The organism is Leptolyngbya sp. FACHB-60, assembly GCF_014695775.1.
Taxonomy (GTDB): Bacteria; Cyanobacteriota; Cyanobacteriia; order Phormidesmidales; family Phormidesmidaceae; genus Nodosilinea.
The window spans coordinates 194,423-210,692 of the sequence record NZ_JACJOX010000022.1 but is presented as its reverse complement, the minus strand read 5'-3'; the positions used below and the strand labels follow the sequence as shown (position 1 = coordinate 210,692).

15 protein-coding genes are annotated in these 16,270 nt (G+C 58.9%); 7 read left to right on the top strand and 8 right to left on the bottom strand.

Going from position 1 to position 16,270, the window contains the following annotated elements; genetic code table 11:
• Positions 1 to 122: 122 nt before the first annotated feature.
• Positions 123 to 1,460, bottom strand: coding sequence for a S41 family peptidase (locus H6F57_RS08975; protein ID WP_190628545.1), 1,338 nt, complete (start codon positions 1,458 to 1,460; stop codon positions 123 to 125).
• Positions 1,461 to 1,753: 293 nt separating this feature from the next.
• Positions 1,754 to 2,731, bottom strand: coding sequence for a hydroxymethylbilane synthase (hemC, locus tag H6F57_RS08970; protein WP_190628547.1), 978 nt, complete (start codon positions 2,729 to 2,731; stop codon positions 1,754 to 1,756).
• 359 nt (positions 2,732 to 3,090) lie between these two features.
• Between hemC and H6F57_RS08965 the strand changes: the two genes are divergently transcribed.
• The 4 genes from H6F57_RS08965 to H6F57_RS08950 all read left to right on the top strand — a co-directional run bounded on the left by H6F57_RS08965 (position 3,091) and on the right by H6F57_RS08950 (position 5,783).
• Positions 3,091 to 4,287, top strand: a complete 1,197-nt coding sequence (locus H6F57_RS08965) for a hypothetical protein (protein ID WP_190628549.1) — start codon at positions 3,091 to 3,093, stop codon at positions 4,285 to 4,287.
• Entirely contained in the window at positions 4,287 to 4,595 is a 309-nt protein-coding gene (locus H6F57_RS08960; protein ID WP_190628551.1) for a TIGR03792 family protein, read from the top strand. The genes H6F57_RS08965 and H6F57_RS08960 overlap by 1 nt, the downstream gene beginning before the upstream one ends.
• A 130-nt stretch (positions 4,596 to 4,725) precedes the next feature.
• Positions 4,726 to 5,385 (top strand): serine/threonine protein kinase, encoded by a 660-nt coding sequence (locus tag H6F57_RS08955; RefSeq protein ID WP_190628553.1) that lies wholly within the window; start codon positions 4,726 to 4,728, stop codon positions 5,383 to 5,385.
• A 44-nt stretch (positions 5,386 to 5,429) separates the two neighbouring features.
• A complete protein-coding gene (locus H6F57_RS08950) occupies positions 5,430 to 5,783 on the top strand; it encodes a hypothetical protein (RefSeq protein WP_190628555.1) in 354 nt (117 codons plus the stop codon).
• On the opposite strand, the gene H6F57_RS08945 is transcribed toward H6F57_RS08950, so the two are convergent.
• The 3 genes from H6F57_RS08945 to H6F57_RS08935 all read right to left on the bottom strand — a co-directional run bounded on the left by H6F57_RS08945 (position 5,780) and on the right by H6F57_RS08935 (position 9,868).
• Complete coding sequence (locus H6F57_RS08945; protein ID WP_190628557.1) at positions 5,780 to 6,736, bottom strand: alpha-E domain-containing protein; 957 nt, start codon at positions 6,734 to 6,736, stop codon at positions 5,780 to 5,782. The genes H6F57_RS08950 and H6F57_RS08945 overlap by 4 nt on opposite strands.
• 96 nt (positions 6,737 to 6,832) lie before the next feature.
• The gene (locus H6F57_RS08940) at positions 6,833 to 8,314 is read right to left on the bottom strand and encodes a circularly permuted type 2 ATP-grasp protein (protein ID WP_190628559.1); all 1,482 of its coding nucleotides are present in this window, start codon (positions 8,312 to 8,314) and stop codon (positions 6,833 to 6,835) included.
• Positions 8,315 to 8,680: 366 nt separating this feature from the next.
• Complete coding sequence (locus tag H6F57_RS08935) at positions 8,681 to 9,868, bottom strand: transaldolase (protein WP_190628561.1); 1,188 nt, start codon at positions 9,866 to 9,868, stop codon at positions 8,681 to 8,683.
• Between the two features lie 293 nt (positions 9,869 to 10,161).
• Between H6F57_RS08935 and H6F57_RS08930 the strand changes: the two genes are divergently transcribed.
• Positions 10,162 to 11,595 (top strand): IctB family putative bicarbonate transporter, encoded by a 1,434-nt coding sequence (locus H6F57_RS08930; protein WP_242024938.1) that lies wholly within the window; start codon positions 10,162 to 10,164, stop codon positions 11,593 to 11,595.
• A 154-nt stretch (positions 11,596 to 11,749) separates the two neighbouring features.
• On the opposite strand, the gene H6F57_RS08925 is transcribed toward H6F57_RS08930, so the two are convergent.
• Entirely contained in the window at positions 11,750 to 12,076 is a 327-nt protein-coding gene (locus H6F57_RS08925; RefSeq protein WP_190628563.1) for a hypothetical protein, read from the bottom strand.
• Between the two features lie 335 nt (positions 12,077 to 12,411).
• Positions 12,412 to 12,990, bottom strand: a complete 579-nt coding sequence (locus tag H6F57_RS08920; RefSeq protein WP_190628565.1) for an SRPBCC family protein — start codon at positions 12,988 to 12,990, stop codon at positions 12,412 to 12,414.
• 96 nt (positions 12,991 to 13,086) lie between these two features.
• On the opposite strand from H6F57_RS08920, the gene H6F57_RS08915 reads away from it, so the two are divergent.
• Positions 13,087 to 13,599: a pyridoxamine 5'-phosphate oxidase family protein gene (locus tag H6F57_RS08915; RefSeq protein ID WP_190628567.1), complete on the top strand. Its 513-nt coding sequence runs from the start codon at positions 13,087 to 13,089 to the stop codon at positions 13,597 to 13,599.
• A gap of 7 nt (positions 13,600 to 13,606) precedes the next feature.
• Here H6F57_RS08915 and H6F57_RS08910 read toward each other — a convergent pair whose 3' ends face one another.
• On the bottom strand, positions 13,607 to 14,485 hold the full coding sequence (locus tag H6F57_RS08910) for a DMT family transporter (protein WP_190628569.1): 879 nt from the start codon (positions 14,483 to 14,485) through the stop codon (positions 13,607 to 13,609).
• A gap of 162 nt (positions 14,486 to 14,647) precedes the next feature.
• Between H6F57_RS08910 and H6F57_RS08905 the strand changes: the two genes are divergently transcribed.
• The gene (locus H6F57_RS08905; RefSeq protein WP_190628571.1) at positions 14,648 to 16,240 is read left to right on the top strand and encodes a hypothetical protein; all 1,593 of its coding nucleotides are present in this window, start codon (positions 14,648 to 14,650) and stop codon (positions 16,238 to 16,240) included.
• Positions 16,241 to 16,270: the final 30 nt, after the last annotated feature.

Here is a 16,270-nt window from a genome sequence, read left to right as displayed (position 1 = left end):
TGGCGTCGATGACCTTCTGACGCAAATCAAGGCTGTAGGGTTTGGCCATTTCACTCCTTACAATGAGACTCCCTTGCTTAGGCTACGTCCTAATCACCTTGGCCATAGCTATAGCTTGGCCGTCACTCGACGGGGTTAATCAGGCCCAAGCGGCTAGCGCCAGTGGTAGGTCGCATCTGGCTGGCGAGAATGGTTTGCTCCAGCACCTCGGCGGCACGAAGGTACTGAGCGTCGGCATCGGTGCCGAGCAGAGCAGGGTTGCTAAATAGCTCGCGGCGCTGGCGATCGCTCAAGCCCACCTCAACATCGGGGGTAATGCCCCGGCTGCTGATGTCGATGCCATCGGGAGTATAGTAGTGGGCTACGGTCACGGTCAGGCCAGAGCCATCGGTAAGCCCATGGAGCGACTGCACTAGGGCTTTGCCGTAGGTGGTGTTGCCCACTACCTTGGCCCGGTCGTTGTCGCGCAAAGCCCCGGTTAAGATTTCACTGGAGCTGGCCGAACGGCTATCGACCAGTACGGTCAGCGGCAGGTCGGTGAGGGCAGTGCGATTGGCCGAAATCGCTTCGTCATTGCCCAGGCGATCGAGGGTGCGTACGATTTGACCGTGTTGCAGCCACATGCGGCTGATGTCAACGCTGGCCATCAGCAGTCCGCCAAGGTTGCCACGCAGATCGAGCACAAACCCTTCGACCCCAGCCTCGGTCAGGCTGCCAATAGCGTCAGCCATCTGCGCAGGGGCGTTGGCATTGAACTCAATCAGCCGAATGTAGCCGATGGGGCGACCGCCGACCGTTTTTTGGGAGTATTCAACGGTGGGTAGATCCATCCGGGCGCGGGTCATGATTACGGTGCGGGGAGCGCCGCCGTCCCGAGAAACGGTGAGGGTCACCTGAGAGCCCTCGCTGCCCCGCAGCTGTTGCAGCACGCCTTCAGCGGTGAGCCGCTCGGTGCTTTGGCCATCGACTAGCAGAATGCGATCGCCTACGACAATCCCAGACAGCTCCGCTGGCGAACCCGGGGCCACACTCGTCACCGCTACCGCCCCGGTCTGGCTATTGCGCTCTAACCGCACGCCAATTCCCGAGGCTTCGCCAGAGGTCTGCTCGGTGAGGTCAGCGTATTCTGTCGGCGAGAGGAACCGAGTGTAGGGGTCGTTGAGCTGCTGGAGAGCGGCCCGCAAGGCTCCATAGGCCGCTTCTTGAGAGGTGTATTCTCGCCCGAGCAGATCTTGGCGCAGGGCCTGCCAATCGACCTGGTTGAAGCTGTCGTCTACGTACTCGCGATTGATAATTTGCCAGGCTTCATCGATAACAACCTTAGGGCTGTCTTCAAACTCAGTGAGTGGCGTAGCGGCTAAAGTTGCCTCAGCGGCTACACCAGCAAACGCAAGGGAAACAAAGGCTAGGATGGAAGGCTGCACCAGGGACAGTAGCCGGGGAAGGGAGGGAATTGACATCGGGTTAATACCAGCCTGGACACGGAGGGAAGACGAGTCGGGGCCACAAACATCCGGCCAATCTTGAGCTTATTGTGACTGATGATTTATCTCTTTGGCCAGATGCAGAGACTACTTTGTGGAGATTTTAGGCTTTTCTTCAGTTCAGCTGGGTAAATAGGGCCGCTTTTCAAATTGGCCCCTTGGTTACCCCAAGCTGGCGCTTGCTCACTAAGCATTGGCCCACCAACTCGTTAAAGGGTAGGTAGGCCAGGATGGTCAGACTTTGACCCTAGGAGGCGATCGCAGCTTACCTAAGAACGGCTGGTGGCGTTGATTTCATCCAAAATGGTCTGCGCCCCCTCGGCTCGCAGATGCTGGGCCAGCTGTTCGCCCAACGCTTCGGCTTCAGCCGCTGGCCCCTGCACAACGTTCTTAATTACCTGCTGGCCATCGAGGCTGGCTACGAGTCCGGTGAGGGTCAGGGTGTCGCCTTCCAGATCTGTGTTCACCCCGATGGGCACCTGACAGCCCCCCTCTAGCTCGCGCAAGAAGGCGCGTTCGGCCAGGCAGCGGGCGGTGGTGGGTGCGTGGGAGAGCACGCTCAGCAGCTTGAGGATTTCCTCATCGCCGGTGCGGCACTCAATGCCCAGGGCACCCTGCCCCACGGCGTGGAGAGAGATGTCGGCGGGGAGAATTTCGTGGATGCGATCGCTCATATCCATGCGCTGAAGGCCCGCCGCCGCCAAAATAATGCCGTCGTAGCCGCCCTCGTCAAGCTTGCGCAGGCGAGTGTTGAGGTTGCCGCGAATGTCTTTGAAGCTGAGGTGGGGATAGTGGTGGCGCAACTGGGCCAGCCGCCGCAGGGAGGAGGTGCCAATCACCGCGCCCTCGGGCAGGGTAGCCAAGGTCTTGTCCTTGTTCTTTTCGTGGACGACCAGAGCATCGGCCGGGTCTTCGCGGTGGGTGATGCAGCCCAGCATCAGCCCATCGGGCAGACGGGTGGGCAGGTCTTTGAGGGAGTGCACGGCAAAGTCGCTGTCACCCCGCAGCATGGTGTCTTCCAGCTCTTGGGTAAACAGACCCTTATCGCCAATTTTGGAGAGCGACACGTCGAGCACCTTGTCGCCCTGGGTCTCCATGGTGACAATCTCAAAGGCGAGCTCGGGGAAGTGGCGCTGCAACTCATCCCGCACCCAATGGGTTTGAATCAGCGCCAGCTGGCTCTTGCGAGACACGATGCGAACGGTGCGCCGGGAAGTCGAAACAGTGGGGGATGCGGTGGATTGCATAGTCTGAAACAAGCTTGCAAAGGGTTAGTAATAGCGCTACAACCGCCACTTACATCAGGACAGTCCTGGGAGATCAGCCTAGGGCAGTTGGGAGCCAAACAGCCGTCTCGGTCAACAGACCGAGGCAAACGGTCTTAAGCAGTTTGGACAGCGCTATGGGTAGGGCAGTTAAATCACTGCCGAATCTTCAGATTACAGGATGCGGCTCCCTCTATGGTGAGCCTTTCAGAGATGTTACGGGGTTGTCACATTAGGGGGTTGACGGCGTTTATGATGGGTAAGCAGCTTGGGAAAAACCGTTGCCCCGCCAGTTTTTTGCACCTCGTTTTTTATCGAAAAATAGGTCGCTCCGTCGCTTGTTGGGCGGCCTCTCTGTGGCGATCGCCCTCACCCTCGGCACTACCCCGCTGGCTCTGGCCCAGGCTCTGCGCCCGGAAATTCGATTTCCCTTTTTGGCCGACCCGCTGCAAGACAACCCCCTCGACCCGCTGCTGCCGCCGAGGCAGACGGTGCCTCGCCCCCTCAGCCCGCTAGAGCTCTACGCCCTAGAGCAAGAACTTGACCAGCTAGCCCTAGAGGCCGTAGCCCTAGACGAAGCGGGGGAGCTAGAAGCGGCCCGCCTGCTCTGGCGACGGGAGATTCGTCTACGTCGCCTGTTGGGCATTGAGGCCGAGCTGGCTGCCATTGGGCGGGTAGGACAGGTGCTGCGCGATCGCAACGCCACCCCCGACCTACAGCTCTACGCCCTGCGCCTCAATGAGATTCGCGCCGACCTCACGCTGCCGAGCGACGGCGATTGGCTAGAGGGGATGGCTGCTAGCTACGAGGTGTTGGGGGATGTCGATGCCGCCGCCGAAATTCGCCGCGACCTGGCCGATGCCGCCCTGGTCGGAGGCAACGGGGCTGAGCAGCGCCGCCAGCTCGATGCCCTGGCGACGCTGCGGGCCGACTGGTTTTACTTTCCTGAGGCGGCCCAGGTCTATGGTGAGCTGGTAGCCCTGGCTCAAACCGCTGGCAACCGCGACGACGAGCTTCGCTACCTAGGGCTCCAAGCCGAGAATTTGGAGCAGGCCCAGGATTTTGCTGGGGCGATCGCCCTACAGCAGCGCCTGCTCACCCTTTACCAAAGTGACGCTAGCCTGTGGCCGCAAATTGCTCCCCTTCAGCACCGGGTTGCCACCAACTATCGCACCCTGGGTGATCTCGACACCGCCTCCCGCCAATACCAGATTGCCTACACCAATGCGATCGAGCAGCAGCAGCTAGAGGTTGCTGCGATCGCCATCAACGACCTGGCTGAGATCTACAAAACCCTCGGCCGCTGGACTGATGTGGGCTACCTCTATGAACAGCTCTTGCTAGTCGAGCAGCAGGCCCACAGCGCCTACGGCATGATGGCCGCCTATGACCAGCTGGCCCAAGTGCACGAGCAGTTAGGGGCCACCCCGTCAGCCCTGGCCGCTTACCGAGAAGGGCTGGTGCTGGCGCGGGTGCTCGGCTCCCAGCAGGCTTACTTTGAAGAACAGATTGCGCGTCTTATGGAGGAAGCATCCTAATGGTGATTGAATGGCTCACCTTTGCGGTCGACCCCGAAAACCGTGAAACCTTTGTTCGTCTCGATAACGATATCTGGACGGCAGCCCTGAGCCAATATCCCGGCTTCATCTCCAAGGAAGTGTGGATTTCGCCCGATTTGCTCGACCAGGTGGTGTATGTCGTGCGCTGGCAAACTCGTGAGCAGTGGAAGTCGATTCCCCAGAATGAGCTAGACGCCGTCGAGCGTCGGTTTAACGAGGCTGTTGAGTTTGCTTACCGCATGATCGATGCCCGCGAGTACCAGGTGCGGCGCTATCCATCGACTTAGCTTTTTGCCGACGGTGCGGTCGCTTTGCCTGCTGATCAGATCAGCTTCCGCATAAGCCCCTGATCTTGTCACAATTAAAAACTGGCGACACGACTGAGTTTCTTGGCGGTTCACTGGCAAATTCATCTCTATGCTTGACCCTATTCAGGCACTTGTGCGCTGCGTTCACAAAGAGCTGCTGCCGGAGCTGCACCTCGAAAGCATCGATCCTCACGATCCTGTGGTGGTTCATCGGGTGCCGGTGCCCTGGCGCTGTCTGGGGGCGGGCAACTACGCCGCTGTGTTTATGCACCCCGCCTATCCCGATCAGGTCGTCAAAGTCTATGCTCCAGGCCGACCGGGCATAGAGGCCGAGGTGGAGGTCTATCGCCGTCTGGGCGAACACCCCGCCTTTTCGCAGTGCTACTTCAGCGAAACTCCCTTTTTGATTTTGAAGCGCCTGCCCGGGATAAACCTATACGACTCACTGCACCGGGGCCTTGACATTCCGCCCCAGGTAATTCGAGATATTGACGCTGCCCTGGCCTACGCCCGCCAGCGGGGGTTGTTTCCCCACGATGTCCACGGGCGCAACGTGATGCAGCACGAAGGGCGTGGGGTGGTAGTCGATGTGTCTGATTTCTTGAATGCAGCGCCTGACCGAGCTTGGCAGGACGTAAAACGGGCCTATCGGTGGATCTATCGCCCTTTCTTCCGCCCTCTGGGCCTGCGGATGCCCTACTTTATGTTGGACTGGGTGCGGGTTGGGTACCGCCTGTTTCGCCGTCTGCTGGGCGTTGGCCTGCGCTAGCATACGGCCATAGTTGTTGACGGTAGGACGCTGCCCCCGTTGCTATGCTTTCGTGCCCCCGCTGCCAAGCCCCGATCGAACCCACCACCATTCAGTGCCCCCGCTGCCAGCTGACCCTCAAGGCCCACGGGCACCCCGGTATGACGCTGCACCGCACCGAGGGGGATGAGGCTCTCTGCGCCACCTGCCTCTACGACGCCGACGACACCTGCAACTTTCCCCAGCGCCCCAAGGCCACGACTTGCACCCTCTACCGCTCGGTCAAGCCGGCGGAAGATCTGGCGCTGCCCGCTCCTTCGTTCGCTCAGCAAATAAATTTTTGGCTGCGCAATCATCCGGGGCTGATGGCCCTGGGGGGGCTACTGTTGTTGAGCCTGCTGCTGGTGCTGGTGCGCTAGGGCAATGAGGCTGGCTCTAGGGCAAAAAAGTCAGAGAATACTTTTGCGCCGACAGTGTTGAGCCGGGTTTGCAGATCGTCAAGAAATTCGTGCAGGCCCCGCTGGGTAATTTCGTCGATGGTGAGGTAGTCGAGTTCGGAGCGCAGGCGACCGAGGGCGCGATCGCTACCGGTGCGCCAGGTGCCCATTGAGGTGCCGGAGATCTGATGGAGCGATCGCTCCGCCTCGATCAGACAAAACTGAATTGAGCGGGGAAACTCGCGGTTGAGAATCAAAAACTCCGTCACTCCGCGGGGGGTAATGCGGTACTGGCACTTGCGGTACATCTCGTAGGCGCTAGCCGACTTGAGCAGGGCAATCCACTGCAAATCATCCAGGGGCGAGCCCACGTCGGTCACCGAGGGCAGCAAAATGTAGTACTTCACATCAAGAATGCGAGCGGTTTTGTCGGCCCGCTCCAGCAGTCGCCCCAGCTGACCAAAATGCCAGCCCTCGGTGTGGGCCATGGTGGCATCCATCACCCCGGCAAACAGGTGACTGGCCATCTTCACTTCTGGGAAAAAGTTGTGCAGCTCTGACAGCAGCCCGCCATCGGCGGCCTCATTCACCATTAGATAAAACGAATTTACCTGCTCCCACATTTCTGAGGAAATTATCTCCCGCACCGATCGCGCATTCTCCCTTGCCGACCTGAGGCAGGAGATGATCGAGTTGGGGTACTCGCGATCGAAAGTGAGAAATCTTAAAATATTCTCCGCCGTGGCCTCCTCATAGCGGGCCTTAAACAGCCCCTGATCGCCGGTAGTTCTGACCAAAGGCTCCCACTGTTGCTCTAGCCCGGGAGGGGCATCCAGCAGCAGGTTCAAATTTACATCCACAAAGCGGGCCACGTTTTCGGCCCGCTCCACGTAGCGGTTTAGCCAGTAGATCGAATCGGCGACGCGGCTCAGCATGGGGGTAAGGGGTAGGAGGGTGAAGGGTAGGGGGTAGGAGGGTGGATGGATGTAGGTGGTTTTGGAGTAGTAAGGCTCTTCTAAGCCTTCACGCGCCTACACAGGCGCTCCGTCAAGCTGGATGGGCAATTTGGCGTTGGGATCAATGGATTTCACGACCCAAGTGTCTTTGCTACCGCCGCCCTGGGAAGAATTTACCACCAGAGAGCCGCGCTTGAGGGCGACGCGGGTAAGACCACCGGGGTTCACGTAGATATCCTGGCCGTAGAGGATATAGGGCCGGAGATCGACGTGGCAGCCCTCGAAGCTGTCTTCGATCAGGGTGGGCACCCGTGAGAGGCAGAGGGTGGGCTGGGCGATATAGCCTCGGGGGTTGGCGCGAATGCGATCGCCAAATTCGGCCCGCTCCTCTGCGGTGGCGTGGGGGCCAACCAACATGCCATAGCCGCCGGAGGCATTGGTGGCCTTCACCACCAGCTGGTCTAAGTTGTCGAGCACGTGGGCCTGCTGGGTGGCGTCTTCGCACAGGTAGGTCGGCACGTTGGGGATCAGCTGATCTTCGTCGAGGTAGTAGCGAATCATCTGCGGCACATAGGCATAGATCAGCTTGTCATCGGCGACACCGGTGCCGAGGGCGTTAGCGATCGCCACCCGCCCGGCCCGATACACCTCCATTAGCCCCGGCACCCCCAGCAGCGAGTCGGACCGAAAGGCCAGGGGATCGATAAAGTCATCGTCGATGCGGCGATATACCACATCGACCCGCTCCAGGCCCTTGGTGGTGCGCATTTTTAGGTAGCCGTCCGACACCACCAGGTCGCGTCCCTCCACCAGTTCAGCCCCAATCTGTTGGGCCAAAAAGGAATGCTCAAAGTAGGCCGAGTTGTACATGCCGGGGGTGAGCACCGCTACCCGAGGGTTGATGAGCGTCTCGGGCACCAGGTTCAGCAGCGTTTCGAGCAGCTGGCTGGCGTAGTCGTCCACCGCCGCAATATCCATGGCCGCAAACAGGTGGGGAAAAGTGTTCTTCATCACCCGCCGGTTTTCAAGCACGTAGGAGATGCCCGAGGGGCAGCGCATGTTGTCTTCGAGCACGTACCAAGTGCCTTCTTTGTCACGCACCAGGTCAGTGCCGGTGATGTGGCACCAGATGTTGTTGGGCGGATTGAGGCCCATGCAGGGTTTGAGAAATCCAGGGGCCGACTCCACCACCTGGCGCGGAATCACACCATCGTTCAAAATCTTCTGATCGTTGTAAACGTCGTGGATAAAGCAGTTGATCGCGTAGATGCGCTGCTTGAGGCCCTTTTCGATCCATTCCCATTCGTGTCCCGGCACAATGCGCGGAATCACATCGAAGGGAAAGATGCGCTCGGTACCCTGATTGTCGCTGTAGACATTAAAGGTGACACCCAGCTTAAATAAGGCGTTTTGCACCGCTTTTTGCCGCTGCTGTAGCTCTACCAGCGACATGGCGTTGACCCGCCGCACCAGCAGCTCGGCTTCGGGGCGAGGCTGGCCCTGGCTTGAAAACAGTTCATCAAAAAAGTCGCCGGGGTCGTAGGCGTCAAATAGCACCAGGGGTCTCCTAAAAATCCAGGGTTGGGGTCATCTCTATAGGGTGCCCGGGTGGCCAGTCAGCACAGCAATAGGAATGGGGCTGTGCTTTTCTCAGCGGTAGAGAAAAGCACAGCCGCTCTAACCAATACTGGGGTAAGGGCGCGGCAAGCTGTAGCGCTCAATACGGTTTTGCGGAAACACCCTGGCAGATCCACTAAGCCCAGCTCGGCAATAGGCCAGGCCAGGCAGCTGAATAATTGCCAGCCGAACCCGCATTTAGGCTCGACTGGCGATCGCAAACCAGCTCAGAATTTTCTCGTGCCCGTACCGACGACGGGAAAACTCAGGTTCTCAAAGGCCTGAATTATCTCAGCCCTAGAAAATTTAGACTTGAGCAACCTCAAAGGCAGGCCCCAACCCGGCCACAATCTCCGAGGAGGAAAGCTTGCCGTCGTGGTCGAGGTCAAGGGCATCGAAGGCGGCATCGGTGCCGAGCCATTCTTCCCGAGTAATAAAGCCGTCGCCGTCTAAGTCATAGGCTTTGAACAGGTCAAACTGGTCATCCCCAGCGGTGGAGGTGGTGCCGTTGCTCTGGGTGAGTTGGGTCAGACGGGTAGCGAGTAAGCCCTCTAGGGCTTCGAGGGCCTTACTAAACCCTTTGATGCCTTCATCGAGCTTTTCGGTGGCCATGCGATCGCTCTCATGCATCGACCGGAAGGTCGCTTCATCAATGGAGAGTTTCTCAATCTCCATTGATGAAGCCTTAGCGGGGTCGAGCTGGCGGGGCAGGTCGGCCTGGGTCTCGTCGAGCTTAGCCAGCAGCTGGGGTGAGATGGTCAGCAGATCGCAGCCCGCCAGTTCAGTGATTTCACCCAGATTGCGGAAGCTGGCCCCCATCACCTCGGTTTTGTAGCCAAATTTTTTGTAGTAGTTGTAGATCTCGGTCACCGACAGCACGCCGGGGTCTTCGGAGGCGGGGTAATCGTCACGGCCGGTGTCTTTTTTGTACCAGTCGAGAATGCGGCCCACAAAGGGAGAAATTAGGGTAATGCCGGCCTCGGCGCAGGCGATCGCCTGGTGAATGCCAAACAGCAGGGTCAGGTTGCAGTGAATGCCCTCTTTTTCGAGAATTTCGGCAGCTTTAATGCCCTCCCAGGTGGCGGCGATCTTGATCAGCACCCGCTCGGGGGTAATGCCCAGCTTGTCGTACTGGGCGATGATGTCGCGGGCGGTGGATACCGTGGCTTCGGTATCGTAGCTGAGGCGAGCGTCTACCTCGGTGGAGACGCGACCGGGGATAAGGCCCAAAATTTTGTGGCCAAAGGCTACCGCTAGACTTTTAAAGGCCAGGTTAGCAACGTCTTTGTCAGAGGCACCCGAGCCCGAGTCGGCCTTGGCCTTGAGCAGGGTATCATCGACAATCGCTTGATATTGGGGCATCTGCGCCGCCGCCGTAATCAGTGAAGGGTTGGTGGTGGCGTCGCGGGGGGTAAATTTCTCAATGGCTTGAATGTCTCCGGTGTCGGCGACAACAACGGTCATTTGCCGAAGCTGCTCTAAGAGGCTGGCCATGGGTTTCTCCTCAAATTCGGGGCAAAAGGGGACTTCTGGTGTTGTCCTCATTCTAAACAGGGGATTCTGAGCCGGGCATTAACCCTTAGTTAAAGCTACAGGGCAGTTACAAAACATTGTGTGCCCCCTAAACGATCCCCCATTCCTAACAGTTTCTTAAAGGTTCAAGGGTTCAAGGTATAGGGTTCAAGGCGGTGTCTTAGACCCCATACCTTGAACCCTATACCTAGAATTTTCGCTACCGAGAAAAATTAATCGAGTGCTTCAACTCGGTCAAAGCTTGGCATGATGGGATGGATTTAATCGGCGATCGCCCCTCCCTATCAATGCTGACTGACTTTTGGCAACAGCTCACCCTCTCCCGTTTTGCCCTAGAACAGTGGCGCGATGCCAGCCTGATCCATCGGCTGCTGGCCCCGCTGCGGCGGTGGCGGCAAGGTAGCTGGCTATTGCGCTGGGGCGACTGGATTGGCCTGGCCATTGTGGTGCTGCTGTTTGCCCTGGCTCCCTACGTCTCGACTACGCTGATTGGGGTGCTGCTGCTGGCGGCGGCGGCCCTGTGGGCGTTGCTCACCCTCACCGATGAAGCCGGGGCGGGCCTATCGCCGGTTCACCTCACGGTGGCGGTTTATTGGGGGGTGATGGTGCTGGCCACGGCTCTTTCACCGGTGCGCGGGGCGGCTGTTAACGGCCTGATCAAGCTGACGCTCAATATCTTGCTGTTTTTACTCATTGCGCGGTTGGCGCGACGGCCTCGGGCTAGGGGGCTGCTGATTTTGGCCTACATTTTGACCACCCTACCGGTGGCGATATACGGTCTGCGGCAATATTTTTTTGGGGCGACAGCCCTGGCTACCTGGGTAGACAGCAAGTCGGCGGTGGCTGATGTGACGCGGGTGTACAGCTTTTTGGGCAACCCTAACCTGCTGGCGGGCTACCTCATTCCAGGGGTGATTTTGAGCGCTGCGGCAGTGTTTGTCTGGCCCCGCTGGGTACCGAAGGGGCTAGCCATCTTAGCCACTCTGGTAAACACCCTATGCCTGATTTTGACCCTGAGCCGCGGCGGCTGGATTGGCTTTTTGATCGCTGGCTTTGTGCTGATGACGCTGCTGGTGCAGTACTGGAGTGTCTGGTTTTCACCCTTTTGGAAGCGCTGGGCGCTGCCGCTACTGCTGGGTGGCGCGGCAGCGGTAGTCATAGCAGGGATAATCTCGGTCGATTCGCTGCGGGCGCGGGTGTTGAGTATCTTTGTTGGCCGGGCCGACAGCAGCAACAACTTTCGCATGAATGTATGGGCTGCAGTCATTGACATGATTCGCGCCCGTCCCATTCTGGGCATTGGCCCCGGCAATGATGCCTTTAATGCAGTTTATCCCCTCTTTCAGCGGCCTCGCTACACTGCCCTGAGCGCCTACTCAGTCTTTTTAGAGGTGCTGGTGGAGGGGGGCATCATTGGGTTGACGGCATTTCTGTGGCTGCTGCTGCTGATTTTTCACCAGGGCTGGGTGCAGCTCCAGCGACTGCGGGCCACGCAAGATCAGCAGGGCTACTGGCTAATGGGGGCGATCGCCTCGATCAGCGGCATCCTTGGTCAGGGAATAGCTGACACGGTGATGTATCGGCCCCAAATCAGTACGCTGTGGTGGATGGCGATCGCCCTAGTGGCCAGCTACTATCCGGCGCAGCAGATCGGGAGCGGGCGCTCGTTTAAGGTGCGCCAAGAGTAGTTAGGGCAGTGGGTGCGATCGCGCTCAAATTCCTCGATTGGGAGGCTCAGCGGCCGCGATCGCGTCCCTGCCAGCTAATTGGAACCGATAGCTGGCTCAAGGTTCGTGGATCTATAACCAAAGATAGATTTGCCTACTGAACTGCTGAAGTAGTTTAGTAGCTGTCTTCTATGTCCTCAGTGCCATTCCACGTAGGGTGGGGCAGAAGTTTGACTTTGCCTTTGTGAGGCAGCTCTTGGCCAGCGGATAGACTTCCCCCGTTGAGTGCCAGATGGGCCTTCAAACGTCGCTTGGCCTCTGTCATGGAGCCTACTCTCAAATTGAGAATGTAGAGGTAGGGAGAGGAGCTCTGATCGAGGTCAGTAGCACTTTCCCAAATGCGTAGCCGAATGCCGTCAGCATCGGGGACGATCTTGTAGAACAGCAGATGATCGACGGCTGGGGCGTAGCGGCTGAAGTTAGTGGAAAGCGGAGTTTGCATGTCCCAAAGACCAAAATCAAACGACCAGAAGAACGATTAACTGGCAGCAGCACCTTCACCTTCCTTGAGAGTACCCATAGCCAGGGCCACAATCTAAGGGGTCTTTATAAATTCCTTACAATTAATTCGTAGAATTCTCGGAACAAGCTGCATCCGGATAAATATTACGAACCGTAAGAAACCGGCCTTGAGTTTGGCCTAGGTGATGATAAACATAGCCTAACGCTTTCAGAGCAAAGCGTTGGGGATCATTGCTTTAAGTATCGAATAAGTTGCGATTGCCAGGTGGCATTTTTGCTTTGGCCTGCGCAAAAATACCTAAAATTTTATATTTTCTAAAGTTCAGACGAAGCTGCTCTCCGCTCCATCTCGCCTCGCAGCGCCTTTATGGTGTCGACTAAGCCAGCTTCAAACATGCTGTAGAACATTGGCTTAAAGGGGCCAACATCGGCTTCGGCCCGCACCTGCTGCGAGAGCAAGCACACCGGCTCGGTGCCAGGGGACAGGGTGGCGGTATCGATGCGCCAGTGGCCGTACATATACTCCAGGTTTCCTTTGAGCAGTCGGAAGCTAATCTGCTGACCGTCCAACTCCAGGTTTTCGGTCAGCACCGTCGATTCCATGGTGGAGAGCAGAATGCGGCGGCGATCGATCTGCTCGACCACGGTGCGATCGCCGTCGATCTCGACCACGCGGCTTTTCACCACCGTCGGCAAAAATTGGTAGAAGTTGTCGTAGTCGGTCAGCACGTCCCAGGCCATCGCGTGGGACGCCGAGGTGGCGGCCATGATTCCATACTGGCCCTTGCCGCCCTTCACCAACACATCGCGTTTGGCTAGGGTTGCCCGATCAGCCGGGGTTAGTTTGCCCAGATAGGCTTCAGCGGGCTGAACCTGACGAGATAAACGCGACATAATATCCAGAGTGCCAAAACTCAATTACTCTAGCGCTAAGCCGCAGCGGCGGCACAGCCTCGATCCGTTGTTTCTATAGCTTACTGCCATTCGCCAATGCCTAGTTTTGCAGCGGTTTTAGCGGCCTACCAAGACTTGCCCAGCCGGGTACATAGCCTGATGCTGAGCACCGTCAACAGCGCTGGTCTACCCCACGCCAGCTATGCGCCCTATGTGATAGACGAAGACTACCAGATCTACATCTTCACCAGCGGGCTGTCGGCTCACACGGCAAACCTGCAAAGCAGTGGTTTAGCCAGCATTCTACTGATCGAAGATGAGGCGGAAGCCCCCCAGGTGTTTGCCCGCCAGCGCATTGCCTACGACTGTCAGGCCAGCCTGCTGCTTCGGAGTACTGCTGCTTGGGAGGCAGTTGCCGATCGCTTTGAGCAGCGCTTTGGCGACATTATTCCCATGCTGCGATCGCTCGACGACTTTCAAATCTTTTGCCTTAGCCCCCAGGCTGGGCGGTTTGTGATGGGGTTTGGGGCTGCCTACGCCGTTGATGCTGAGAATTTGAGCCAGCTGGTTGGCCCACCTCAAACTGGCCCCGATAACGCCCCGGCCTAATGGCTGCCTAGCCATTCACCAAAATGCCGATGCCGGCTAGAGCCACGATTGCCCCTACTATTGCTCGGAGGCTGACGCGATCGCCCAGGGCCGCCGCCAGGGGCAGCACAAACAGCGGGCTGGTAGAGGTCAACGCCTGGGCGACACCAGTGGCGGCGTACTTCAGCGCCATCTGCTGAAGGTAAATCGCCAGGTAGGTGCCAAAACCCGCCGCCAGCGCCACCCCGGCCAGCAATTTGGGCGATCGCAGCGGTCTGAGCTGCACTACCACTGGCCCCTGCGATCGCAAAATTCCCACAATGATGATGAAGCCGCCCCCCAGCCGCAGCAGCGAACTCCACATGGGGGCAATTTCAGTGTCAGCCAGCACGGCCCGCGACATCACTGCTCCAGTAGCCTGACCCAAGGCCGCTAGCACCCCATACAGCACGCCTCGGTAGTCGGCCCGGCCCGGAGCCGCCCCCGGCACTCGCTCGGCGATCACCCACCCCACCCCGGCTAGGGTGAGGCCGATGCCCAGCCAAGCTCGCCCGCTGAGGGTTTCCTGCAAAAACACCAGGGCCATCAGAGCAGCCAAGGGCGGAGCCAGGGTTTCGAGCAGCAGCGCCCGTCGAGGACCGAGGTGGTTGATGGCAGCAAAGTAAGCCGTATCGCCCAAGCCGATGCCAATTACGCCGCTGAGGGCCAAAATGCTTACGGCTTGGTGGTCTAAACCTGCGACGCTCTGACCCACCAACACCAGGGTTAGGGAGAGCAGCACCAGGGCGATCGCCCCCTTAGCCAGGTTGAGCACCAGCGGTGATAGCGTCTTGCCCAGCCGCCCAAACACCACCGTGGCCACCGCCCACAAAAAGGCAGCCATCAGGGCCGCTAATTCACCTCGCATACCTGGGTTAGCCCTGCTTTACAACGTTTGAATTTTGCGTAATGCCACCATAGCCGAACGCAACAGAATCTTTACACTTCTACTCCAGGAATGTGCTGATTGCGGAGGCGATCGCCGTAGAGAGAACCAAGACAGTCTGACCAATCCTAGGAAATTTGAGGTATGCGTGTCTGGGCTCTAGCATCATGCAGCGGGCTACTGGCTTTGGCGGCCTGTAGCGCCGAACAATCCAGCTCTCCTAACCCGAGCGCGCCTCCCCCGGATGGAGACGCCGCCGAAATCAAGGCTCAGCCAGGGCTCATAGCCACCGGGTCTAGCCCTATGGCCCGCCCCGAAGTGCGCCCTCGGCAGGTTATTCAGGGCGGTCGCCTCAACCCGGCGGTAGGCACAGCCTCTAGCACAGCTAGAAGCAATGGCGAAACCATACCCCAAGCGGCAGCCCTGCACGATCGGCTACAGCGCCTGCGGAGCCAGCAGAGTGCTCGTCTATCGCCGTCAACTCCACTGACGACTGCTCCCCAGCCCGCCGCCTTGGCCCGACCCAACCTCTCTCAGCCCACGGCGGCGGTTGCAGAAAATCCAGCCTTTAACGTTGCCCAGGGCAGCACTTTTAACACCCAGGGAATCGCCTCTCTGCCCACGCCCCCCTGGCCCACGCCTATTGCTCCCGAGGTGAACCCTTCTGCCATCAATACTCCTGGCTTCAGCAGCGTTGCCTTAAACCCAGGGGCGTCGGCCAGCGTAGCCCGCACCTATCCTATTGCCCCGCTGAGGCACCAAGGCTATAGCGCCCGATTCCAGCAGCAGGCCCCTAGGTTGACCGTAGCCCAGGAAGCAGAGGCAGCCTCTAGCACTACCGTCAGGCTCCATGGCGAAACCCTGACCGCCCGGCAATCAGATCCTGCCCCTGGGGCGACCACAATCCCTCAGCTTGCCGTCCGTTCGGAAACGCCTCTTGAGCTTAGAAGCCCTGAACCCACTGGGACCGCTGCGATTAGTAACTCGGTACCCGTTAACGCCATACGGGCAGCAACCCTCAACCCAGCCGTTCAGTCCGCCGCCCACCAATCTAACGGCAGCGTGGCCTTATCCCCTGCCCCAGGCCCGGCCAGCCAAGCCGGTACCGCAGACCACCAAAGCCAGGTGGTGACAGCAGCGGTAAACCCTGAGCCAGTCGGTCAGGCACCTGTGCTGTGGGAGTCGGTTCGTTCAGGGGCAGCAACGGGCGAAGCGATCCCTGCTAGAGCCATTCCCGAAAGCCTGCCCCTCAACGCGGCATCTCCCCGGCCTCGGATCGTTCGTCCCCAGCCCAGCCCAGCGGCGACCGATGGCTCTACTCTAGGGGGCACGCCTGGGGAAGAAGCCGCGATCGCCCCCTCAACGGCTGAATCGGCAGGCTTCCTCCCCAACCCAAACGTCCAGCCTGAAGCCACCGCGTTGCGGGACGACGCAGCGCCCGTCTTACATCACCGAAGCCAGATTGGCTCCGAAACGGTTCACCTGATCCCGGCCGTCGATGCTCCTGCTAAGGGGCTGCCGATTGCCTACTGCCTGTCCCCCAGCGGTCAGCTCTTGCCCACCGCACTTGAAGCTCAAGGCTCGTTAGCATCACTGCCAAAATTTACCCCCTCTAGCCCAGGCGACCCTAACCTTGATCCGGATACTGACCTGAGCAAAGACGATGCCGCCGAACTCTGCATGGGCCTGCCCGCTTCCACTTCGGAGCCGACTTCCACCCCCGCTACCCTAGACTAAAGCCGTATGGCTGAGCGCTAAGGTTGTCTG